This is a genomic window from Halogranum roseipondis (assembly GCF_059695585.1).
Genome location: NZ_CM185235.1, coordinates 404,747 through 426,248 on the forward strand (window position 1 = coordinate 404,747; position 21,502 = coordinate 426,248).

Here is a 21,502-nt window from a genome sequence, read left to right on the forward strand (position 1 = left end):
CGGTGGTTTAACTGTCGAACCACTCGTCGAGACACGACTGGCCACACAGGTAGTGGCGTTCGCCGTCGTTCCCGGACCGTCCCGTCAACGTCACGAGGAGGTGTCGCTCCCGGAGCTCCAACTCTGCTCCGCAGTGACTGCAGTCGCCGCGTCGTTCGACGTCGACGTCCCAGCGGCGATGTGAGGCGACGCGTTCGACGGTCTTCTCTCCCTCGTAGTCCCGTGGCGTCCGTCCGACGTACTTCGAGAGCCCCATACGCGACGATTCGGACGGAACACCATGTCGTTTCCTGGGGAGCGGTATATAGAGATATTTTCCCAGTCCGGAACACCACGAGCGCCGGGAGCACTCCAGAGTGGGATGTCGTCTACCGATTGACGTGTACTTTGCCACCATCCCGCAATCTATATCACGAACCTTCATTGAGAAATGCGTATGGAGAAACCGCTCCTCACGACGGAGTTCCTCGACAGGGCTCGACGACACTACGGTGACGAAGAGGCGGTGCTCGCGACGACGGGCGAACGGTACACGTACGACGAACTCGGCGAGCGAGTCGACGGCTTCTCGGCGGCCCTCCAGGCACGTGGTATCGAGAAGGGCGACCGCGTGGCCGTGTTGGACCCGAACACGCACTACCACCTCGAGGCGGCGTACGGGTCGATGCAGATCGGGGCCATCCACACGCCGCTGAACTATCGACTGGTGGCCAGCGACTTCGAGTACATGCTGAACGACGCCAGAGTGAAGGCGATCTACGCCGACGCCAAGTTCGCCGACAAGATACAGGAGATCCGTGACGACGTGCCGACGGAGGTGTTCATCACGGACGACGTCGACGCCGTCGAGGGCGAGTGGGAGTCGTTCGACGACCTCGTCGCCGAGTCGACCGACTACGACCGTCCCGAGATGGCCGAGGACGAGGTCATCACCATCAACTACACCTCGGGGACGACCGGCGACCCGAAGGGCGTCTGTCGGACCCACCGGACGGAGTCGCTGCACGCCTACCTCATCAGCATCCACCAGGAGATCGGGGACGACGACGTCTACCTGTGGACGCTCCCGATGTTCCACGTCAACGGTTGGGGTCACATCTACGCCGTCACGGGAGCAGGTGCGCGACACATCTGCACCCGCGGCATCGACGCGGGAGAGATCTTCGACCGCGTCCAGAGCGAGGGCGTCTCGTACTTCTGTGCCGCGCCGACCGTGCTCAACATGCTCAAGGAGTACTACGAGGAACACGACCCGGCGACGACGGGCGAGAACCCCGTGCGGGTCGCGACGGCCGGTGCCGCCCCGCCGGAGGCGAGCATCAGAGCCGTCGAGGACGAGTTCGGGTGGTATCTCAAACACGTCTACGGCGCGACCGAGACGGGACCGCTCATCACCACCTCCGACGCGCGGCGGTTCTTCGACCAGGAGTCCGACGACCGCTTCGCCGTGAAGAAACAGCAGGGGATCGGCTACCTCGGGACGGAGGTGCGCGTCGTCGACGAGGACGGCGACGACGTCGAACCGGACGGGAAGACCATCGGTGAGATCGTCGTCCGCGGGAATCAGGTGATGGACGGCTACTGGGAGAAACCCGAGGAGACCGAGGAGGCGTTCAACGACCGGCTGGAGGGTTACTACCACATGGGTGATCTGGCCACCGTCGACGAGAAGGGGTTCGTCACCATTCAAGACCGCAAGAAAGACATCATCATCTCCGGGGGTGAGAACATCTCCAGCATCGAACTCGAGGACACGCTGTTCGAACACGACGCCGTCGCCGACGTCGCCGTCATCCCGGCTCCTTCCGACGAGTGGGGCGAGACGCCGAAGGCGTTCCTCGTCCCGGCCAACGGCGACCCGGACGACCCCGGTGTGACGAGCGAGGAGATCAGGGCGTTCTGCCGCGAGCGCATCGCCTCCTACAAGGTGCCCGGCGAGGTGGAGTTCGTCGCCGAACTGCCGAAGACGGCGACCGGAAAGATCCAGAAGTACGAACTGCGCGAACAGGAGTGGGAGGACGAAGACCGGATGGTCGGCGAAGGCTAACTCAGAACGGTCCGCGAACCGCCCGGACGACCGCGCCGAGTCGTCCGCGGATCCCCTCCTCGTTCTCGTCTTCACCGCCGATCCGGTCGCCACGGTCGCGTGCGGTCGGGTCGGTCGGTGACGTCGATCGACCCTCCTCGCCGCTGGCGTCCGCGGTGTCGTCCTGTCTCGACACCTCGGCCGTCGACGGCGCTTCGACTGCGGTCGATTCGTCTTCGTCGCTCTCGTCCTCGTCGCTCTCGTCGACGTCACTAGACCCGTCTTCGTCGCTCTCGCCGTTGGTCGGCTCTGCTTCGCTTCGAGCGGTCGCTTCGGTCGACTCTGTCGCGTCCGTCTCGTCTATTGCGTCTGACTCGTCACCTTCTGCCGTCGAGTCGTCGTCCGACTCGTCGCGTCCGGGGAACACGAACCCACCACGGTGTTTCGCCGTCTCCGCGCGTGCGCGAACGGCGTTCGAGGCGACTTGCGTCTCGTCGGGGACAGCGACGTCGCGGTCGTCGAGGCGACGCGCGATCGACCGATACGCCTCGGCGGCGGGACTGTCCGGCGACTGTGCGACGACGGGGCGACCGACGTCCTGCGAGGCGGGGACGGCGTCGTCCTCCGGCACGTGGCCGAGCAACGGGACGTCGAGGAACGTCGCGATGCGGTCGACGGGCGGGGAGGTCCCCGTCCCCGAACGGACGAACACCGCACCGGCGACGGTGCCGCCGACGCGCTCGGTCAACTGTTTGGTCTTCTCGACGTCGCGGACGGAGGCGACCCGCGGCGAGGAGACGAGCACCGTCTCGGCGGCCAGCGCCAGCGGCAGCAGCGTCTCGTGGCTCAGTCCGGCGCCCGTGTCGAGCAACAGCACGTCGTACCGTCCGCGGAGCGTCGCGAGGACGTCGCCGACGCGGTCGACGTCGACGCCCGCGAACCCGTCGAGCGTGGTCCCGCTGGGGACGACGGCGAACCCGTCGTCGGCCTCGTAGACCGCTTCGGAGACCGGCGCGTCGCCCGCGAGCACGTCGTGGAGCGTCGTGTCGGTCTCCGGGTCGACGTCGAGCGCGAGGAAGTCCGCGACGTTCGCCATCGCGAGATCGAGTTCGACGACGACCACCGAGCGTCCGGCGGCCGCCAGCGCCGCCCCGAGGTTGAGACTCGTCGTCGTCTTGCCGACGCCACCCTTCGCCCCTGCGACAGCGTAGACCGCTCCCCTGGCCATGACGACACTGTGACAGCGTCCATATTAAAAATATCTGTAATATCGACGTGTTCGCGAGCAGGGAGGAGGTGGTGCAGCCGTCGCCGTATCCGGCAAGTCTTTCACGCTCACCCTCATTGACGTTCGTGTATGACTGGCGTACGAGTCGCCGGAGTCGGCCTCACGCACTTCGGGAGTCACCCCGACCGGACCGGTCGGGACCTCTTCGCCGAGGCCGCCCTCGCGGCGCGTGAAGATGCAGACGTCCCCCGCGACCACATCGAACATCTGAACTACGGCAACTTCATGGGTGCCCTCGCCGAGCGGCAGGGTCACCAGGGTCCCCTCATGGCCGAGGCGGCCGGACTCGCTTGTCCTGCCACCCGCTACGAAGAGGCGTGTGCCTCCGCGGGCGTCGCCGTCCGCGAGGCCGTCAAGAGCATCCGCTCGGGCGAGAACGACGTGATGCTCGCCGGCGGGATGGAGCGGATGACGAACATGGACACCGACGGCGCGACGGAGGCGCTCGCCGTCGCCGCCGACGAACTCCACGAGGTCCGCTCGGGGATGACGTTCCCCGGTGCCTACGCGCTGATGGCACAGGCCTACTTCGAGGCGTTCGGTGGGTCGCGCGAGGACCTCGCGCACGTCGCCGTCAAGAACCACCGCCACGCTCTCGACAACGAGTACGCGCAGTACCAGAAGGAGATCACCCTCGAGGACGCGCTGGACGCACCGCCGGTCGCTTCGCCGCTCCACCTGTACGACGCCTGTCCCATCACCGACGGCGCGAGCGCGCTCGTCCTCGTCAGCGACGAGTACGCCGAGGAGCACGACGTCGACGCTCCCGTCTCGATCACCGGGACGGGACAAGGGGCGGACAAGATGGCGCTGCAGGACCGCGAGCATCTCGCGCGGACGCCCGCCGCGACGGAGGCGGCCGAGGAAGCCTACGACGACGCCGGCGTGGGTCCCCAGGACGTGGAAGTCGCAGAGGTCCACGACTGTTTCACCATCGCCGAGGTGATGGCGCTCGAGTCGCTCGGCTTCTACGAACCGGGCGAAGCGGTCGGCGCCGCCCGCCGCGGCGAGACGACCGTCGACGGCGACCGACCGATCAACCTCTCGGGGGGGCTGAAGGCGAAAGGTCACCCCGTCGGCGCGACCGGCGGCAGCCAACTGGTCGAGATGACGCGCCTCCTCCGCGGCGACCACCCCAACAGCGACGCCGTCGCGGACGCGGAAGTCGGTCTCACCCACAACGCGGGTGGCACCGTCGCGAGTGCGGTCGTCCACGTTCTGGAGGTTCACCGATGACCGACGCCGGCTACGACGAGTGGCTGGACGCGCTGGGCGACGGCGAGGGTTACTACCTCGCCTGCGAGAAGGGACACGGATCGCTCCCGCCGCGGCGCGTCTGTCCGCACTGCGGGTCGCCCGAGCTCTCGGAGGAACCGCTCCCCGAGACGGGGACCGTCGAGACGTTCACCGTCGTCCACGTCCCCGCGCCGAGTTTCGCCGACCAGGCACCCTACGCGACGGTCGTCGCCGACTTCGGGGACGTCCGCCTGACGGGCGTCGTCGGTGGCGACGTCGTCGACGACGTGGAAGTCGGGTCGACGGTCGAACCCGGCGCCGCCGTCAACCCGACGAGCGAGAACCGGATGGTTCGGTTCCGCCTCCGCTGAGCGACGGCGGTATCGGACGGCGAGTTCTTTTGAACAGTGGTGACGAACCCCGGCGTAGCGATGGTCCTCGATACGGTTTTCCGGCGCGAACCGCGATTGGTCGCGCTCGACGTCGCAGAGAGTCTCGCTCTCCTCGTCCTCCCTGCTCTCCTGTTCGGTCTCAGTGCGGCACTCCTCGGTGGCTTCGAGGCGTTCACAGACGGGGCGAGAGCGGGTGGATGGATCGGACTCGTGCTCGCTCTCGTCAGAGTCCGTCTTCCACGCCGTCCGAACAGACGACGGGATCTGACGCAGACTGCCGACGTACGACGACGACCCCGAGACGAACACGTGGGCGCGAGTCGCCCACTGGGAGTACGACGAGAAGTACGACAGACTGCTGGTCCTCCTTCTCGTCGCGGTCGGTGCCGGCGCGTTCGCCGCCGTCGCGGTCGGGGGGAGGCTCGACGAGTCGACGCTCTGGCTGGTCGTGGTCGGGTCGCTGTCGTGGACCGCCGCGTCGATGACGATCGGCGTCCGGTCCGCCTGACCGCTCGAGACGTTCGAAGGCTACGACGTGTCGGTCGTCAGTTCCTGTCGGAGCGTCTCGACGAACGCCTCGGCGTGTTCGACGTGCGGGAGGAGTTTCGCGTCGTCGAAGACGACCAGGCGGGCGTCGGCCTCGTCGGCCAGGTCGCGTCCGTCCGAGAGCGGCGTGATGTCGGCTTCACGCCCCCAGACGAGCGTGACCGGGACGTCCAGTTCGCCGAGCGTCGCCGCGAGGTCGACCTCGGAGTTGAGATAGCCGCTGACGAACGACGCCGGGGCGAACCGCGCGTTCCGCTGGTGGCTCGTCCGCCACTCGTAGTCGGTCCACTCGTCGCTCGCCGCGGCGGGGTCGTAGTAGCCGTGGTCGGCGTTGAAGTACCGGATCGCCGGTTTCGACGTCAGCGCGTTGAACGCCGTCTCGCCGACGAGCGGCGCACGCAGCAGCTCTCGGATCGCCTGTTTCTGTTCGGGACCGGCCTTCGCCGTCGGGCAGACGAACACGAGCCGCGAGACGTCGACGGCGTCGGCGACGGCGGCGACGTAGGCCGCGGTCAGCGACGACGCGACGACCATCGGGTCGTCGAACTCGCCGACGAAGTCGGCGACGAAGTCCTCGTAGAGCGCCGCCGAGTACCGCAGCGGCGGGCGGTCCGACCGCCCGAACCCGGGGAGGTCGGGCGCGACGACGTGGTAGTCCTCGGCGAGATCCGAGAAGATCTCGCGGAACTCGCCGCTGGAGCCGGCGGCGTTGATGCCGTGCAGGAGAACCAAATCTGGGTTCTCCGGACTCCCCGCCTCCGTGTAGGCGACGTCCATCCCGCGCCAGCGGTAGGTCCGTTGGTCTCCGGGCAGTGCGGGGTCGAGTTCCCCGGCCCGCTTTCTGAGCGTCCGGTTGACTACGGCGGTGGCCCCGACGCCGACGGCGGCGACGCCGAGTGCGCGACTGAGCTTCATACCCTCTCTGTCGCTCGGGCCGAACTTATACCCTGACCTCGCGGTCGTCGCCGTCCGGCGAAAAGAGTTATATCGGCCTACTCCCGCCGCTCGTCGACGCAGTCGGCGATAGGTTGGATGAGCTCGTCGGCGACAGTGTAGGGGTCCGTCTCGCGGTCGTAGACGGCCGCGGCGTACGCCTCGATCCCCCCTCGTCGGTCGAGTTCCTCCTCCAGCAGGTGGGCGGTGTCCTCGCGCAGGAGTTGGCGAATCTCCTCGGCGTAGCGCATCCGCGCCTTCGCCGCCAGCCGACCCGTCTCTTCGAGGTACGTCCGGTGTTCGGCCAGCAGGTCGACGAGTCCGTCGATCCCCTCGCCGTCCTTGGCGACGGTCTTGACCACCTCTGGGGTCCAACTGTCGTCTTCGTCTTCGTCGTCTCCGGCGGACGGCTGCTCCGGTTCCTCGAACCCGTGGTGGCCGAGGTCGAGGTTCGCAGTCGGATCGTTTCGCATGTGGATCATCTCCTCCAGTTCGGCGACGGTGCGGTCGGCGCTCGGCATGTCGGCCTTGTTGACGACGAAGACGTCGCCGATCTCCAGGATGCCCGCCTTCAGCATCTGGACGTCGTCGCCGCTGCCGGGTTGGACGAGCACGGTCACCGTGTCGGCCGTGCGGACGATGTCGACCTCGTTCTGTCCGGCACCGACCGTCTCGATGATGATCTTGTCCTTCCCGAAGGCGTCGAGCGCCTTCACCGCGTCCGACGTCGCCGTCGACAACCCCCCGAGTTGGCCGCGGGCGCTCATCGACCGGAAGAACACCTCCATGTCGCCGACGTTCGACGCCATCCGGATGCGGTCGCCGAGGACGGCCCCACCGGTAAAGGGCGAAGACGGGTCGACCGCGATGACGCCGACCGTCAGTCCCTCGTCGCGGTAGGTCCGGGCGAGTTTGTCGACCAGCGTCGACTTGCCGGCTCCCGGACTGCCGGTGATGCCGATCACGTCGGCGTGGCCGGTGTGCTCGTGGAGCGCCGAGACGACGTCGCGGTAGCCCGGCGAGCGGTTCTCGATCTTCGTGATGACCCGTGCGAGCGCACGGTGTTTCCCGTCGAGGAGGTCGTCGACGAGGTCGCTCTGTGCGGCGTGACTCATGTGGATACCTCTCTACTGCCACGGCTGGCGACGTGCCGTGGCATCGTTCTCGTACTGCCACGGCTGGCGACGTGCCGTGGCATCATTCTCGTACTGCCACGGCTGGCGACGTGCCGTGGCATCATTCTCGTACTGCCACGGCTGGCGACGTGCCGTGGCATCATTCTCGTTCGCGAACGTTCTCTCGCACGAACTCGATGGTCTCTTTCATCGGCGTCCCCGGCCCGAAGATCTCGGCGACGCCGAGTTCTCGCAGTTTCTCCTTGTCGTCGTCGGGGATGATGCCGCCGACGATGATGAGCGTGTCCTCGAAGGCGTCGTACTCTTTCAGGCCGTCGATGACTTTCGGGACGAGCGTGTTGTGCGCGCCCGAGAGGATGGAGATGCCGAGGACGTCGACGTCCTCTTGCACCGTCGCCTGGACGATCTCGTCGGGCGCACGGTGGAGTCCCGAGTAGATGACCTCGAACCCCGCATCGCGGAAGGCCCGAGCGATGACGTGTGCCCCGCGGTCGTGACCGTCTAACCCTACCTTCGCGACGAGACACCGGATCGCTCGCTGTTCCTGGTCTGCACTCATACCTCGGTGGTTCGCCGTCGGTCGCTTTGATTCTAACGGATGTTCCTGAACGACCGTCCGGTGACGTCGGCCGCCGTGGAGACACCAGTGACTCCACGGATTCTCCACTCTCGAGGTTCTGTGGTTTCAGATCGGTTACCTGTCTGGATTACTTCACTGTTAGCGAGCCATCATATATTGGATTGACAGACTCTCTGCTGTAATATCATGACTCGATACACAGATTCGGCGGCAGACGGTGTGGACTCGGTCGGACGGCGGTCGTTCCTCCGCGGTGCGGCGGCGCTCGGCGTCGGACTCGCGGCGCTGCCCGGTCTCTCCTCGTCGGCCGCGGCGGCCACGGACCGCTCCAGCTACCGGATGATGACCGGAACCGAGTACGAGACGACGGTCTACGTCTACGACTCGGGGCAGAGTGGACCGACGACGATGGTCGTCGGAGGGATCCACGGCGACGAGCGGGCCGGCTATCTCGCCGCCGACGAGATCGCCGAGTGGACCGTCGACTGCGGGAAGCTCGTCGTCCTCCCCCGCAGCAACGTGGTCGCCATCGCGAACGACAGCCGATACGTCGACGGGACGGACCTGAACCGCGAGTTCCCGCCGCTCGGCGGCGACTGCACCCATCCGCTCGCGGAGGGGATCTGGAACGAGGTCGTCCGACACGACCCCGACTGGGTGTTCGACCTGCACTCGGCGCGCGGCATCTACAAATCCGGCGACGGCAGCGTCGGACAGGCGCTGTTCCCGACGTGGACGTCACCCTCTCGTAGTTACGGGGAGAACGTCGTCGCCGACCTCAACGACGAGTTCGGCCTCACGGGCGACATGGCCTACCTGATGGGCAACACCGTCGACGCCGACCGCGACATGCTCATGCACCGCGTCGCCGGTATGCTCGACCGCCCGGGCTACATCTGCGAGGTGACCGAGAAGGCGCCGCTCGAAGACGGAGTCCAGTGGCATCTCTACACGGTCGAACACGTGATGCGTCAGTACGGCCAGCACCGAGTCTCCGCCTCGTCGTCGCTCTCGACGGACCCGGCGTTCAGCGCGACGAACCTCACGCTCGACGACCCGTGGCAGCAGTACAGCCTCGGCGACCGCTACGACGACCCGATCGTCATCGCCAAACCGCTCTCGATCGTCGGCGACGACCCGTGTCACCCGCGGCTCCGCCGCGTCGGCCACACGGAGTTCGAGGCGCGCGTCGAGGAGTGGGCCAGCGAGAACGGCAGACACTACGCCGAACAGACCGGCGCGTTCGCCATCGATCCCGGTAGCTATACGCTCGGCGACGGGACCCGCATGGAGGTCGGGACGGTGATGGCCGACACCGAGAAGACGGTCGTCCGGTTCGACGAGCGGTTCGAGTACCAGCCGATCGTGCTCGCACAGACGCAGACGTGCAACGACTCGACGCCGGTCGTCACCCGCATCCGCGGGCCGTGGACAGACGGGTTCGAGGTGTACCTTCAGATGGAAGAGTCGAAGACGGGACAGTCCCACGGCGAGGAACTCGTGGGCTGGATCGCCATCGAGCGCGGCACGGGCGTCATGAACGGGACGAACTTCGAGGCGAACGTCGAACGCGACGTCCGCAGTTCGTGGCACCACATCGACTTCGAACGGAGCTACGACGACCCCGTGTTCGTCGCCGGCATCCAGACGCTCAACGACAGTGAGCCCTGCGGGCTCCGCTACAAGAACCTCACCTCGTCGGGCGTCGACGTGTTCGTCGAGGAGGAGGACAGCGCGGACCTCGACCGAACCCACGGCGAGGAGGAAGTGGGCTACCTCGTCTTCGAGGCGTGAGGCGGTCTCGGACTACTCGACGCCTCAGACCGCGTGAACCGGGACGTCCGTCCGCTTGAGGACGCGATCGGTCGTACTGCCGAGGAAGTGGCGATCCGGGTCGAGCAGCCCGCGTTTCCCCATGACGACGAGGTCGATCCCGTGTTCGTCGACGTACTCCAGTATCACCTCGTCGGGGATCCCCGACGCGATGTCGGTGACGCAGTCGACGCCGGCGGCCTCGGCGTCGACGACGACGCGCTCGATCACCTCCTCGCCTCGCTTCCGGAGTCGCTGTTTGGTCTCGCCGATGTCGTCTGGCGTCGCGACGAACCCCATCTGGCCGGTGTCGACGACGTACAGTACGTGGAGCGTCGCCCCGTGCGTCGCGGCGAGTTCGACCGCGTGGTCGGCGGCGCGCTCGGTTCCCCTCGTCCCGTCCGTCGGAAGCAGGATGTTCGTGTACATCCCCGAAACGTACGTGCCGTGACAAAATGACGTTTGCCACGGGGGAGGGGGAGGTCGGGAGACGCTCAGACGTGTTCTTCGAGGAAGTCGACGATCTCGGTGTACGCCTGCACGCGGTTCTCGAGCTTCGAGAAGCCGTGGCCCTCGTCGTCGAAGATCAGTTTGCGGACCGGCACCCCCTGCTCGCGGGCCTCCTCGACGATCTGTTCGGCCTCGCCGACCGGGACGCGCGGGTCGTTCTCGCCGTGGAGCACGAAAAGCGGCGCCTCGATGGCGTCGATGTTGTTGATCGGTGAGATCGACTCGAGGAACTCGCGGTCGTCCGCCAGACTCCCGTACTCCGCCTCGCGGAGTTCGCGCCGCCAGTCGCCGGTGTTCTCGAGGAACGTGACGAAGTTGGCGATGCCGACGATGTCGACGCCGGCGGCCCACAGTTCCGGATACTCCGTGAGCGCGGCGAGCACCATGAACCCGCCGTAGGAACCGCCCATCGCGACGATGCGGTCGGGGTCGACGGCGGGGTGGTCGTGGAGCCACTCGACGCCCGCCTGGATATCTCTCACTGAATCCATCCGCTTCTCGACGTCGTCGAGGTGGCCGTAGGCCTTCCCGTAGCCCGCCGACCCGCGGACGTTCGGTTCGAAGACGGCGTAGCCGTTCTGGACGAGATACTGCTTGACACCGCTGAAGGAGGGACGACGCTGCGATTCGGGACCACCGTGGATGTCGACGATGACGGGCGTCTCACCGTGGCCGGTGTCGGTCGCCGGCAGCGTGAAGAACGCCGGGATCTGTCGGCCGTCGAACGTCGGATAGTGGACGAGCTCCGGTTCGACGAACGTCTCGCGGGGGATGCCCGCCGTCGCCGCCCGCGTCCACCGCTGGACCTCGCCGGTCTCCATCTCGATCACGTAGACGTTGGTGTTGTCGGCGCTCCCCGTCACCGTGAGCGCGAACCGCTCGGCGTCGGGGCCGAAACTGACGCTGCCGGCGACGCCCTCGGGGAGCGCCGGCTGTGGGAACGTGTCGACGGTGTCGGGGTCCGTGAGCGTCCCCGTCGTCAGCTCGGTGTAGCCGTCGACGTTCTGCGAGTAGACGAGTCGGCCGGTGTCGTGGTCGATGGCGACGCCGTCGAGTTCCCAGTCGCCGCCCTCCTCGACGGTCGTGAGCTCCCGCGTCTCGACGTGCAGCCGAGCGAGATAGAGCGTGTCCGCACCGTCGTCGGTGACGAGATACAGGTTCTCTCCCTTCGGCCCCCACGTGACGCTCTGATAGCGGATCGTGTCTTCGTGGGGCGTGAGGTGGGTCAACTCTCCGGAGTCGATGTCGAGGACGTAGACGTCCTGATCGAAGTTCGAGTAGGCCTCGGTGACGACGAGGCGGCTGTCGTCCGGGCTCCAGCCGCCGACGTTGAGCCAGCCGTCGCCCTCGTAGACGAGTTCGGCGTCGTTGCCGACGGCGTCGCGGGCCTGCACGTAGACGTCGAACACCGAGTTGTCGCGGCGGTTGGAGGTGAACGCGAACCGTTCGCCTTCGTGACTCCACCCGCCCCACCAGTGTTTGGCGTCCGGGCGCTGCGTCAGGTTCGTGATCTCGCCCGAATCGGGACCGAGCAGGTAGAGCTGGTCACGCTCGTTGCCGCCCTCGTCCATCCCGAAGGCGAGTTCGCGTCGTTCGGGCGACCACGACCCGAAGGTGACTCGCTCGTCGTAGAACGTGTGTTGGTCGGGCCACTCGCCGGGGCCGTCGACGCTCCACACCTGGGCGGTGCCCGTCGTGTCCATCAGGAACGAGAGCGTCTCGCCGCTCGGCGAGAAGGAGGCGCCGTAGGCGCTGCGGATGTTGAGATAGCGTTCGATGTCGTACATGTCCCGGAGTTCCACCGCAGGGGACAAACGGTTTTGGGTGCCGTACCGTCCCCTGCGACGCCGATCTCCCGCTCCGTCGACGTCGTGCGGTGAGGTCGAAGACCTGTCGGGAGGCGAGTCAGTTCGGAAAGACGTGGATTTTTATCGTGCGACACGAACGGCGGACTATGCGAGTCGCGTTCGTTGCGATGGTCACGGCGTATCACGAGGAGACGCCGGCGACGCTGCGGACGCGACGGATCGCCCGCCACCTCGCCGCGCGAGGCCACGACGTCACCGTACTCTGTGCGCGCTGGTGGGACGGCGACGTCCGAGAGTTCGAACACGAGGACGTCTCGTACCGCGCGGTCACCGCCGACCCGTCGGCGAAGGCGTTCGCCTCGAAACTCCCGCTCGCGCTGCGACGCCGCTCGCCCGACGTCGTCCACGCGGCCGTCACGCCACCGTCGGCCGTCGTCGCCACGACGACCACTGCTCGCCTGCTCCGGGTCCCGGTCGTCGTCGACTGGTGGGGCGAGGGCGTCGGGTCGGCGTCGAACTACCGCCGCGCCGCCACGAAGGCCGACGCGGTCGTCACCCCTTCCGAGACCGTCCGGACGCAGGTCCGCGAGTACGGGGCCGCCGCGGACGACGTCCGGGTGATCCCCGAGAGCGTCGACCTCTCGCTGGTCCGGGAGGCGCCGGTCGACGACCGCGCCGACGTCGTCTACGCGCGAGCACTCGACGAGGCGGCCAACGTCGAGGGGTTCCTGCTCGCGCTGGCCGAGTTGCGGGACCGCGACTGGCGCGCGGCCGTCGTCGGCGACGGCCCCGAGCGCGACCGGGCGGAGCGGACCGCTCGCGACCTCCGCATCGACGACCGCGTCGACTTCCTCGGTCACCTGCCGCTCGAGGAGCGCGTCTCGGTGTTGAAGGGCGCCCACGTGTTCGCCCAGACTGCGACCCGCGAGGCGTTCCCGACGAACCTCCTGTGGGGACTCGCCGCCGGTTGTGTCGGCATCGTCGAGTACCAGGCGGGGTCGAGCGCCCACGAACTCGTCGAGGGGCGCGAGCGCGGCACGCTCGTGACGAACCCACAGGAGCTGGCCGACGAGATCGTCGCCGCCGGCGAGTTGGAACGGCAGACGTACGACGAGTCGTTCGCCGCGTTCGACCACCGCGAGGTGCTCGAACGCTATCTGGACTGTTATCGCGACGTCGTCGACGACCACGGCTTCTTCTAGGACCGACCGACGAGACGGCGAGCGTGGCACTCGACGTTCGACGAGAGAACCGAGAGGAAAGAGAGAGCGAGGGTTGCCGACTCCTGCGTACTACTGTTCGGTCCCGTAGTCGCCGCCGTACTTCATGAAGAAGTACGCCAGCCCGAGCGTCGCGACCATCGAGAACGACGTCGCGACGCCGAGGGACTTCGCGCTGTCGGGGACGGTCGGGACGCTCGACCCGCCGCCGCCACCGCCGCCACCGCCGCCGGCGTCCGGGGTGACGCTGATCGTCCCGGTCATCCCGGCGCTCTCGTGCGGCGAACAGTAGTACTCGTAGGTCCCCTCCGTCTCGAAGGTGTAGGAGTACTCGTGACCCGTGTCGTAGGTCTTGCTGTCGCCGCCTTCGCTTCCCTTCCAGGAAGCACCCTCCGGAACCGACGAGGGGACGACGTTGTGGTTGTCCGACTCCCAGACCCACGTGATCGTCGAACCGGGCGTGATCTCGACCTCTGCAGGGTCGAAGACGAGTTCGCCCTCCGGCCCGACGGTGACCGTCTTCGACATCCCGCCGCCGCCACCGCCACCACCGGACTCGTTGCCCGACGACTCGTTACCCGACGATTCGTTGCCAGAGGACTCGTTGCCGGCAGACGCGTTCCCCGACGATTCGTTGCCGGACGATTCGTTGCCGGCCGCCGTCGTGGTCGCGTTTCCGCCGCTCGCAGTCGTCGTCTCGTTCCCCGTCGCGGTCCCGTTGCCCTCTTGCTGGGCGGCCGCAGTGCCGGCCGCCGCCACTGCGGTCCCCGCTGCCGTCAGGAAGGCACGCCGCGAGAGATCTGCGTTGCCGTCGGTCATTGTCGGCCGTTGGGAGTCGTCCATAGTGAATACTTTGGTTCCGCCCGCGCTCACGTCTCAACGGTGTGAGTCGTCGCCGACGCCGAGAGTCTGCGACGGACGATAGTCGGCGATCAGAGCGTGTAGTCGTGTTCGCCGCTCTCGCTGTCGAGGAAGGCAGTCAGGAGGTCGACGACAGCGGCGACGTCGTCGCGGTGGACGCTCTCGGTCGGCGTGTGGAGATAGCGCGTCGGCACCGAGATCGCACCGGCGGGTTTCGCGCCGTGGGATCGCTGGAGTCCGCCCGTATCCGTCCCACCGGCGGGGAGAATCTCGAGTTGGTAGTCGATCTCCTCGGCCTCGGCGACGTCGCGCAGCCGACGGTGGACCTTCCGGTTCGTGATGACGCTCGAGTCTTTGAGTTTGATCGCCGCACCGTCGCCGAGTTCCGTCACGTACTCCGCCGCGTCGAACGACGGGACGTCGTTGGCGACGGTCGTGTCCAGCGCGAGAGCGAGCTCCGGGTCGAGGTCGACGCCGATCGCCTCCGCCCCGCGGAGTCCGACCTCCTCCTGGACGGTCGCGACGAAGTGGACGGTCGCGTCGGGATCGTCGAGTCGCCGAGCGGCCTCGAGCATCGCGAACACCGACACGCGGTTGTCCAGCGCCTTCCCGGTGAGATGGTCGCCCATCTCGACGGTCGTCTGGGCGGTGGTCACGAGGTCGCCGACGGAGACGCGCTCCTCGACAGTCTCGCTCGGCAACCCGAGGTCGACGTAGACGTCCTCGACTTTCGGTTCCTTCTCCTTCTGCTCCTCGGTGAGCGTGTGCGGGGGTACCGACCCGATGACGCCCGGGAGGTCGCCCTCCTCGGTGAGGACGGTCACGCGCTGGGCCTTCAGGATTCGCGGGTCCCACCCGCCGAGCGCGTCCAGTTGGAGGAACCCCTCGTCGGTGACGTGTTTGACCATGAACCCGATCTCGTCCATGTGGGCGGCGACGACGACCTCGTAGTCGCTCGCCCCCTCGACGGTGCCGACGAGGTTCCCCATCGCGTCCGAGCGCATCTCGTCGACGACGCCGTCGAACTCGCGGCGGACGACGTCGCGGAGGCGGTCCTCGTAGCCCGGGACGCCGCTCGTCTCGGTCAACTCCTTCAGCAGGTCGAAGTCGAGAGCCATGTCCACGCTTGGCGGAGTCGCCGCAAAAGTCCTCCCAGTCGTCGCCGACAAAACTTCAAATACGTTTAGTGTGGTTCCGGAACGCTTTTGCGCCCGTTGTGTGCATGAACGGGTATGTCGAACGACGAGACCGCAGCCGAGATCCGCTCACAGCTCCTGGAGGCGTTCAGCGATGCCGACTACCCCGTCAGCAACCAGATGGACCTCGTCCCCGCGCTCCCGAACGGGCCGGGGACGCGCTTCGAGGCCGGCGACACCAGTTTCACCGCGATGGAGATGGCCGCGAAGCTCGGCAGTCACCAGGAGTTCCCGTACGACTCCGCCGAGGAGCTCGTCGACGACGTGATGGAAGGGCTCCGTGCGGAAGGGATTCTGTAGACGGTCGACTCGCACACCGTTCTCGCCTCGCTGCCGACGGCCGGTCGACCGCCGACCACCGATCGCAGACGACCGTCGGCGGCGAGAGGTTCTTTAGCTCCCGCGCCCAAGCAGCCTGTAGTGCTGCCCGAGTGGCTCTCGATCTTCCCGCCGTGGCTCCTCACGGGGCTCGGCGTCGGTGTCGCCACCTCCGTCGTCGTCGCCGGTATCTTCGTCGCCGCCGACCGGCTCTACCCGACGGCACCCATCGATCCCTCACAGCGGTTCGACGGGACGACGCGACGGCGCACCGAGATCCGCGACTACCTCCGCACGATCGGCGAACCGTTCGCCGAAGACCACCCGGTCCACGGTCACACGGTCGCGTTCTACCTCCCCAGTCGCGGGGTCGCCATCACCTTCGACGCACAGGCGTACTTCCACATCGAGCGTGCCGGAACGTACGCCGTCCTCTGTGAACACGAGATGCCGGGGTCACAGCTCGGTCGACGGCTCCCCTTCGAAGTGCCCGAGTTCGAGTCTCCGGAAGCGGAGCTCGACGACCCCGTGGTGGCCGCGTTCGACCGGCTCGGACTGCCAGCGACGGCGAGTCGCGACGAGGTCAAGACGGCGTACCGCTCACAGGTGAAAGAGACGCATCCGGACCACGGCGGCGACCAGTCGGAGTTCAAGCGACTGCGCGAGGCGTACACGACGGCGAAGGGACACGCCGAGGAGCGTTAGGCGTCGGCGACCTCGTAGGAGACGTCGCCGTCGCGGAGTTCGTCGGTGACGCGGCCGACGGCGTCGGTGGTCGCGACGACGACGACGTCCTCGCCCCGAGCGGCGGCCTCGGCGGCGACGGCCCCGGCGGCGACGACGACGGCGGGGTCGCGGCCCAGCGACCGGAGTGCGACGACCGCTTCGACGCCCGCCGCGACGACCAGTTCGGCGTCTGCGACGGCGGCGGCGAGCGCCTCCCGGTCGACGCTCCGACTCCCGCCGTCGCGGACCGGCGGCACCTGGTAGACGGTGACGCTGCCGGGCGTGAAGTCGATGACGCCCTCGAACCCGGTGACGCTGACGTCCGTCCCCGCCTCGGCGTCCGTCGTCGCGACGCCGATCGCCGGCCCGTCGTCGCCCGGCGTGGCGTGGAGTAGCCCCTCTCGGAGCGTCAGCGTCACCGTCTCGCCGGTCTTGATGTCGGCGGTGGCGACGGCGGCGTCCTCCTGGACGCTCTCTAAGACGTCCTCGGTGACGTGGTCGGCGAACCGCCGGATAGCGGCGGCCTCCTTGAACAGCCAGTCCACGCCCTCCTTCGTGACGCGGTAGCGGGAGCGACCCTCCTTCTCGACGAGGCCCTCGTCGACGAGGTCGCGGATGTACTCGCTGACGGCCTGACTCGTGACGCCGACGGCGTCGGCGATCTCGCCCTGACTCACCGCTGGCTGTCGGTCGGCGATCTCGACGAGGATGCGAAAGCGCGTCGCGGTGCGTTTGTCCTCCAGGGCTCCGCTCATAGGACGGAGTTGGACGGCCAGCGTATAAACCCACGTGGGACGGTAGCGATTTATCGCTCGGCACACACTGCTCTACCGTGCACGACCTGTCGTTTCGCGACCGCGCCGTGTTCCTCCCGGGACCGGACGCGCTCGTCGTCGCGGACCTCCACGTCGGCCGCGACGAGGCCTCAGGCGTGGAGTTCCCGCTCGGCGAGCGGTCTGATCTCCACGAGCGACTCGACAGGCTACTCGCGCACTACGAGCCTGCGGAGGTCGTCGTCGCCGGCGACGTACTCCACAGTTTCTCTCACGTCGCCCCCTCGATCGAGGCGAGTCTGTACGAACTAGCCGGTTGCTGTCACGACGCGGACGCACGACTGGTGCTCGTCGCCGGCAACCACGACACGCTCCTCTCGGCGGTGTGGGACGGCCCCGTCCACGACAGCTACCGACTCGGTGACGGGACGGTGGTCTGTCACGGTCACGAGGCAGTCGACGACCCGGCGACGCGCTACGTCGTCGGCCACGACCACCCCGCCATCGAGATCGAGGGACAGCGTCGCCCCTGCTATCTGTTCGGCGAGGGCGTCTACCGCGAGACGGACGTGTTGATGCTCCCGGCGTTCAACCGTCTCGCGGCGGGCGTCCCGGTCAACGGGATGCAGACGAGCGACTTCCAGTCGCCGTTCGTCACCGACGCCGACGCCTTTCGGCCCGTCGTCTACGACGAGGACAGCCACGAGACGCTTCGGTTCCCGCCGCTCGGGGAGTTCCGGCGGCTGTTGTAGGTCGCGTCCGAAAACCCCGAGAGTAACATCAGTGCGAACTTACAATTAATTCGAACTCGATGTTCTTGGTGGATGATCTCATGAACCATGGGTCTCGTGAACACGATACTCGACGACGCGAGTGGAACCGATCGACTGGAATCCGCCGCTGCACGTCTCAAAAACGGAAGGGAGTTCGTCGCCACCGCCTCGACACAGGTTCGTCGGGTCGCCGGCGAGCAGGTCGCCGCCGCCGTCGACGAGGGGAGAGACGAACTCTCCGATCGGTCGAACTCCGGTGACGAACTTCGTGACCGAATCCTCGGTCGTGTGGCCGACGAAGCGTGCAGACGCGTCGTCGGTCGCTCCACCGACGACCTCCGCACACGACGCGAGGCGGATCGCGACGCGACCTCGGACCGGGGGCTCGAGACGTTCCTGCGTCGGTACCGACTCGACGCGACGCGGCTGGACGAGGAGACGCTGGCAGCGATCCGCGGTCGGGCCGCTTCCGAGGCCGACCTCACGGCCGAAGCGTTGCTCGAACACGTCGCCGGCGACGCCGAGGAGTCCGCGTCGAAACCGGGTTCGCAGACACGTTCGAGCGACACGGCGACTGCCGTCGCCGACGCGTCTGCGGACGCGTACGCGGAGTTCTGTGCGACGCTGGATCTCGAGACGGACCGATCGCCGAATCGAGTCCTCGAGGACGTGCTGAGTCGAGACGCCGTCGCCGTCGCCCGGGCGCTCGAACGGGCAGTCGACGAGTTCTCGCCAGTGCTCGAGGAGTCACGGGCCGGGTCGGGATCGACGGCTGGGCGCACTCAGAGCGCGGACGTCGACCCGACGGTCCTACCGGAACCGGGTCTCGCTGCGGGTTCCAGCGGTACCGACCCGGACGCGACTGCGGGGTCCGCCTCGGTGGCGACTGCAGCGGCACTGGCGGCGACGCTCGTCTCGGACGGCGTCGGAGACGGGCGGGCACTCGCCCGGTTGCTCCCGCTCCTGGTCTCGGGGGTGGGAGAGAGCGGGGACAGTCTCGGTGACGGTGCCCTCGGGTGGCGACTCCTCGAACTACTCTCGAGTTCGCTGACAGCTGCCGACGCGGGCGGCGTCGAACTCCCGTCGCTTCGGTCGAGGTCGACGGGAGCGAAGGCACTCGTCGCGCTGTTCGTCGCCAACCTCGTCGCGATGAGCGTCGGCGCGTGGCTCTCCCGGGAGAAGGCGCCGCCGATCCCCGAAGAGATACGCGACCCTGACGGGGAGACAGTCGTCACGGCCGACCAGATACGACTGGGGAAGAAGGCGTTCCAGGCCAACGGCCTGATGAACCACGGTTCGATCCTGGGCAACGGCTCGTACTTCGGCGTCGATCTGACTGCGGACGCGCTGGAGCTGAAAGCCGAGTACATCCGCGAGTACTACGCTCACGAGCGGGGCGTCGACTCCGTAGAAGATCTCGATGCGGACGAGCGAGCGGCCGTCGCGGATCGGGTCGAACAGGAGTTCGACACCGACGCCCCCGAGGGACCGTTCGCTCGCTACTCGGCGGCCGAGGCGTACGCACACCGACGGATCCGCGAGGAGTACGTCGACCGCTACCACGGTGGCGACCCAGACCGCGGCGTTCCGGAGGGGTTCGTCGACTCGGCCGAGCAAGCCGAACGGATCGCCGACTTCGCGTGCTGGACGGCGTGGATGGCTCACACCGACCGTCCCGACTCGGATCACTCTTACACGAACGACTGGCCCTACGTCCCGGGGACCGGGAACCGACCGACTGGACAGGTGCTCGTCTGGAGCACGATCAGCATGGTCCTGCTCATCGCCGGCGGCGGCGCGGGCGCATGGGCCTACCACGCGTTCGACTTCGCCGAACCGGCGACCGAGGTCGTCGACGTCCCCTCACCGGATTCGGTGTCGGTCACGCCGACCCAGTACGCCGCGGCGTGGTACGTCCCCGTCGCCGGTGCGCTGTTCGTCGCCCAGACCCTCGTCGGCGCGTTGCTGGCTCACTACTACGTCGAGCGGACCGGGTTCTACGGCGTCGGCGACGTGTTGGGGGTCGACGTCGTCTCGCTGCTGCCGTTCTCGGTGGGCCGCGCCTGGCACATCAACCTCGCCATCCTCTGGATCACGGCGCTGTGGCTCGCCGGTGGGCTCTTCCTTCCCGGGTTGTTCACCGACCGCGACCCGCCCCTGCAGGCCGCGGCCGCGACCGGACTGCTCGCCGTCCTCGTCGCGACGACCGTCGGTGCGTTCGCGGGCGTCTGGCTCAGTTCGCAGGGAGCGTTCGACTCGCCCGCCGAGAGCGAACTCTGGTGGCTGCTCGGCTCCGAGGGACTGGAGTATCTCGAGGTCGGCCGACTGTGGAAAGTGCTGTTGCTCGTCGGCTTCGTCGGCTGGACGGGACTCGTGTTACGGAGCGTTCGCCTGATGGACGAACCGCCGACCGGCCTCGGCCACTTCATGACCTACGCGGGTGGCTCGATCGCACTGATGTTCGCCGCGAGCATGCTCTACACCCCCGACACCAACATCGCCGTCACGGAGTTCTGGCGGTGGTGGGTCGTCCACATGTGGGTCGAGGGCGTCTTCGAGTTCTTCGTCACCGCCGTCGTCTCGGTCGCACTGGTCTCGATGGAGCTTCTCGAGCAGGGAGACGCCGAGAAGGCGATCCTCTTCGAGGTGTTCGCCATCATGGGGGCCGGGATCGTCGGCGTCTCCCACCACTACTGGTGGGTCGGTCTCCCCGACGTCTGGGTGCCGATCGGAACGACGTTCTCGACGCTCGAGTTCGTCCCACTGCTGTTCATCCTCTATCAGAGCTTCGGCGAGTACCGCACGCTGCAAGCGCAAGGCGAGTCGTTCCCCTACACCCTCCCGCTGTTGTTCATCGTCGGGTCGAGCGTCTGGAACTTCGTCGGCGGCGGCGTGCTCGGCTTCTTCATCAACTTGCCCGTGATCAACTACTACGAACACGGGACCTACCTGACCGTCGCGCACGGCCACGCGGCCACCTTCGGCGCGTTCGGCCTGCTCGCGCTCGGGCTCGGTACGTACGTTCTCCGGGTCGTCACCCCCGAGGCGGCGTGGGAACCCGGCTGGTTCCGCGGTGCGTTCTGGCTGACGAACGTCGGACTGGCAGTGATGACCTTCGTGTCGCTGTTACCGCTCGGCTTCCTCCAGCTACAGACTGCCTTCCAGGACGGCTACGCTGCGGCGCGGAGTCTCGAGTTCTACGAACAGGACCACGTCCAGACGCTGTTGTGGGCTCGGACGCTGGGTGACACTCCGATGATCCTCGGTGCTCTGGCCTTCACCGTCGGGGCGGTCCGTCACCTCCTCGCCGCGCGACGAGAGCAGCGAGTGACCGGGTAACCGTCCTCCAGTCCGTTTTTTTCGACGTG

At 67.4% G+C, this 21,502-nt stretch carries 19 protein-coding genes; 9 read left to right on the top strand and 10 right to left on the bottom strand.

Features of this window, described 5'->3' with window-relative positions:
- Nucleotides 1-7 precede the first annotated feature (7 nt).
- Entirely contained in the window at nucleotides 8-256 is a 249-nt protein-coding gene (locus tag EOHIBHHM_RS02230; RefSeq protein WP_497254206.1) for a DUF7576 family protein, read from the bottom strand.
- 180 nt (nucleotides 257-436) lie between these two features.
- Between EOHIBHHM_RS02230 and EOHIBHHM_RS02235 the strand changes: the two genes are divergently transcribed.
- Nucleotides 437-2,047 carry a long-chain-fatty-acid--CoA ligase gene (locus EOHIBHHM_RS02235; RefSeq protein WP_497254208.1) on the top strand — a complete coding sequence of 537 codons (1,611 nt, stop codon included), beginning with the start codon at nucleotides 437-439 and terminating at the stop codon, nucleotides 2,045-2,047.
- A gap of 1 nt (nucleotide 2,048) precedes the next feature.
- Here the strand turns inward: EOHIBHHM_RS02235 and minD are convergent, their stop codons facing one another.
- Complete coding sequence (minD, locus tag EOHIBHHM_RS02240; protein WP_497254210.1) at nucleotides 2,049-3,254, bottom strand: cell division ATPase MinD; 1,206 nt, start codon at nucleotides 3,252-3,254, stop codon at nucleotides 2,049-2,051.
- A 129-nt stretch (nucleotides 3,255-3,383) separates the two neighbouring features.
- Here minD and EOHIBHHM_RS02245 point away from each other — a divergent pair, with 129 nt between their 5' ends.
- Together EOHIBHHM_RS02245 and EOHIBHHM_RS02250 are read left to right on the top strand one after the other, a co-directional pair.
- Complete coding sequence (locus tag EOHIBHHM_RS02245; RefSeq protein ID WP_497254212.1) at nucleotides 3,384-4,550, top strand: thiolase domain-containing protein; 1,167 nt, start codon at nucleotides 3,384-3,386, stop codon at nucleotides 4,548-4,550.
- Nucleotides 4,547-4,921, top strand: a complete 375-nt coding sequence (locus tag EOHIBHHM_RS02250; protein ID WP_497254214.1) for a Zn-ribbon domain-containing OB-fold protein — start codon at nucleotides 4,547-4,549, stop codon at nucleotides 4,919-4,921. Before EOHIBHHM_RS02245 ends, EOHIBHHM_RS02250 begins: the two co-directional genes overlap by 4 nt.
- 549 nt (nucleotides 4,922-5,470) lie before the next feature.
- On the opposite strand, the gene EOHIBHHM_RS02255 is transcribed toward EOHIBHHM_RS02250, so the two are convergent.
- The 3 genes from EOHIBHHM_RS02255 to EOHIBHHM_RS02265 form a co-directional block, all read right to left on the bottom strand.
- Nucleotides 5,471-6,403, bottom strand: a complete 933-nt coding sequence (locus EOHIBHHM_RS02255) for an alpha/beta fold hydrolase (protein ID WP_497254216.1) — start codon at nucleotides 6,401-6,403, stop codon at nucleotides 5,471-5,473.
- Between the two features lie 77 nt (nucleotides 6,404-6,480).
- Complete coding sequence (meaB, locus tag EOHIBHHM_RS02260) at nucleotides 6,481-7,536, bottom strand: methylmalonyl Co-A mutase-associated GTPase MeaB (RefSeq protein WP_497254218.1); 1,056 nt, start codon at nucleotides 7,534-7,536, stop codon at nucleotides 6,481-6,483.
- A gap of 160 nt (nucleotides 7,537-7,696) precedes the next feature.
- The gene (locus tag EOHIBHHM_RS02265) at nucleotides 7,697-8,116 is read right to left on the bottom strand and encodes a cobalamin B12-binding domain-containing protein (protein ID WP_497254220.1); all 420 of its coding nucleotides are present in this window, start codon (nucleotides 8,114-8,116) and stop codon (nucleotides 7,697-7,699) included.
- Between the two features lie 207 nt (nucleotides 8,117-8,323).
- Between EOHIBHHM_RS02265 and EOHIBHHM_RS02270 the strand changes: the two genes are divergently transcribed.
- Nucleotides 8,324-9,931 (top strand): hypothetical protein, encoded by a 1,608-nt coding sequence (locus tag EOHIBHHM_RS02270; RefSeq protein WP_497254222.1) that lies wholly within the window; start codon nucleotides 8,324-8,326, stop codon nucleotides 9,929-9,931.
- A gap of 24 nt (nucleotides 9,932-9,955) precedes the next feature.
- Here the strand turns inward: EOHIBHHM_RS02270 and EOHIBHHM_RS02275 are convergent, their stop codons facing one another.
- Nucleotides 9,956-10,378, bottom strand: a complete 423-nt coding sequence (locus tag EOHIBHHM_RS02275; protein WP_497254224.1) for a universal stress protein — start codon at nucleotides 10,376-10,378, stop codon at nucleotides 9,956-9,958.
- 65 nt (nucleotides 10,379-10,443) lie between these two features.
- Nucleotides 10,444-12,246 carry a S9 family peptidase gene (locus tag EOHIBHHM_RS02280; protein WP_497254226.1) on the bottom strand — a complete coding sequence of 601 codons (1,803 nt, stop codon included), beginning with the start codon at nucleotides 12,244-12,246 and terminating at the stop codon, nucleotides 10,444-10,446.
- 167 nt (nucleotides 12,247-12,413) lie between these two features.
- On the opposite strand from EOHIBHHM_RS02280, the gene EOHIBHHM_RS02285 reads away from it, so the two are divergent.
- The gene (locus tag EOHIBHHM_RS02285) at nucleotides 12,414-13,469 is read left to right on the top strand and encodes a glycosyltransferase (RefSeq protein WP_497254228.1); all 1,056 of its coding nucleotides are present in this window, start codon (nucleotides 12,414-12,416) and stop codon (nucleotides 13,467-13,469) included.
- Between the two features lie 90 nt (nucleotides 13,470-13,559).
- Here EOHIBHHM_RS02285 and EOHIBHHM_RS02290 read toward each other — a convergent pair whose 3' ends face one another.
- Nucleotides 13,560-14,306, bottom strand: a complete 747-nt coding sequence (locus EOHIBHHM_RS02290; RefSeq protein WP_497254230.1) for a plastocyanin/azurin family copper-binding protein — start codon at nucleotides 14,304-14,306, stop codon at nucleotides 13,560-13,562.
- 113 nt (nucleotides 14,307-14,419) lie between these two features.
- Complete coding sequence (locus EOHIBHHM_RS02295; RefSeq protein WP_497254232.1) at nucleotides 14,420-15,466, bottom strand: M42 family metallopeptidase; 1,047 nt, start codon at nucleotides 15,464-15,466, stop codon at nucleotides 14,420-14,422.
- A 114-nt stretch (nucleotides 15,467-15,580) separates the two neighbouring features.
- Here EOHIBHHM_RS02295 and EOHIBHHM_RS02300 point away from each other — a divergent pair, with 114 nt between their 5' ends.
- A complete protein-coding gene (locus tag EOHIBHHM_RS02300; protein WP_497254234.1) occupies nucleotides 15,581-15,844 on the top strand; it encodes an MTH865 family protein in 264 nt (87 codons plus the stop codon).
- 120 nt (nucleotides 15,845-15,964) lie between these two features.
- On the top strand, nucleotides 15,965-16,567 hold the full coding sequence (locus EOHIBHHM_RS02305; RefSeq protein ID WP_497254236.1) for a J domain-containing protein: 603 nt from the start codon (nucleotides 15,965-15,967) through the stop codon (nucleotides 16,565-16,567).
- On the opposite strand, the gene EOHIBHHM_RS02310 is transcribed toward EOHIBHHM_RS02305, so the two are convergent.
- Nucleotides 16,564-17,343 (bottom strand): DUF7839 domain-containing protein, encoded by a 780-nt coding sequence (locus EOHIBHHM_RS02310; protein ID WP_497254238.1) that lies wholly within the window; start codon nucleotides 17,341-17,343, stop codon nucleotides 16,564-16,566. The two genes, EOHIBHHM_RS02305 and EOHIBHHM_RS02310, sit on opposite strands and share 4 nt — an antisense overlap.
- Before the next feature lie 77 nt (nucleotides 17,344-17,420).
- Here EOHIBHHM_RS02310 and EOHIBHHM_RS02315 point away from each other — a divergent pair, with 77 nt between their 5' ends.
- Both EOHIBHHM_RS02315 and EOHIBHHM_RS02320 read left to right on the top strand, forming a co-directional pair.
- Nucleotides 17,421-18,113 carry a metallophosphoesterase gene (locus tag EOHIBHHM_RS02315; RefSeq protein ID WP_497254240.1) on the top strand — a complete coding sequence of 231 codons (693 nt, stop codon included), beginning with the start codon at nucleotides 17,421-17,423 and terminating at the stop codon, nucleotides 18,111-18,113.
- A gap of 87 nt (nucleotides 18,114-18,200) precedes the next feature.
- Nucleotides 18,201-21,473 (top strand): nitric-oxide reductase large subunit, encoded by a 3,273-nt coding sequence (locus tag EOHIBHHM_RS02320; protein WP_497254242.1) that lies wholly within the window; start codon nucleotides 18,201-18,203, stop codon nucleotides 21,471-21,473.
- The last annotated feature ends 29 nt before the right edge of the window (nucleotides 21,474-21,502 follow it).

Coding starts and splice junctions, on each gene's coding strand:
- EOHIBHHM_RS02230 (WP_497254206.1), bottom strand. CDS start 256: ATGGGGCTCTCGAAGTACGTCGGACGGACGCCACGGGACTACGAGGGA.
- EOHIBHHM_RS02235 (WP_497254208.1), top strand. CDS start 437: ATGGAGAAACCGCTCCTCACGACGGAGTTCCTCGACAGGGCTCGACGA.
- minD (WP_497254210.1), bottom strand. CDS start 3,254: ATGGCCAGGGGAGCGGTCTACGCTGTCGCAGGGGCGAAGGGTGGCGTC.
- EOHIBHHM_RS02245 (WP_497254212.1), top strand. CDS start 3,384: ATGACTGGCGTACGAGTCGCCGGAGTCGGCCTCACGCACTTCGGGAGT.
- EOHIBHHM_RS02250 (WP_497254214.1), top strand. CDS start 4,547: ATGACCGACGCCGGCTACGACGAGTGGCTGGACGCGCTGGGCGACGGC.
- EOHIBHHM_RS02255 (WP_497254216.1), bottom strand. CDS start 6,403: ATGAAGCTCAGTCGCGCACTCGGCGTCGCCGCCGTCGGCGTCGGGGCC.
- meaB (WP_497254218.1), bottom strand. CDS start 7,536: ATGAGTCACGCCGCACAGAGCGACCTCGTCGACGACCTCCTCGACGGG.
- EOHIBHHM_RS02265 (WP_497254220.1), bottom strand. CDS start 8,116: ATGAGTGCAGACCAGGAACAGCGAGCGATCCGGTGTCTCGTCGCGAAG.
- EOHIBHHM_RS02270 (WP_497254222.1), top strand. CDS start 8,324: ATGACTCGATACACAGATTCGGCGGCAGACGGTGTGGACTCGGTCGGA.
- EOHIBHHM_RS02275 (WP_497254224.1), bottom strand. CDS start 10,378: ATGTACACGAACATCCTGCTTCCGACGGACGGGACGAGGGGAACCGAG.
- EOHIBHHM_RS02280 (WP_497254226.1), bottom strand. CDS start 12,246: ATGTACGACATCGAACGCTATCTCAACATCCGCAGCGCCTACGGCGCC.
- EOHIBHHM_RS02285 (WP_497254228.1), top strand. CDS start 12,414: ATGCGAGTCGCGTTCGTTGCGATGGTCACGGCGTATCACGAGGAGACG.
- EOHIBHHM_RS02290 (WP_497254230.1), bottom strand. CDS start 14,306: ATGACCGACGGCAACGCAGATCTCTCGCGGCGTGCCTTCCTGACGGCA.
- EOHIBHHM_RS02295 (WP_497254232.1), bottom strand. CDS start 15,466: ATGGCTCTCGACTTCGACCTGCTGAAGGAGTTGACCGAGACGAGCGGC.
- EOHIBHHM_RS02300 (WP_497254234.1), top strand. CDS start 15,581: ATGTCGAACGACGAGACCGCAGCCGAGATCCGCTCACAGCTCCTGGAG.
- EOHIBHHM_RS02310 (WP_497254238.1), bottom strand. CDS start 17,343: ATGAGCGGAGCCCTGGAGGACAAACGCACCGCGACGCGCTTTCGCATC.
- EOHIBHHM_RS02320 (WP_497254242.1), top strand. CDS start 18,201: ATGGGTCTCGTGAACACGATACTCGACGACGCGAGTGGAACCGATCGA.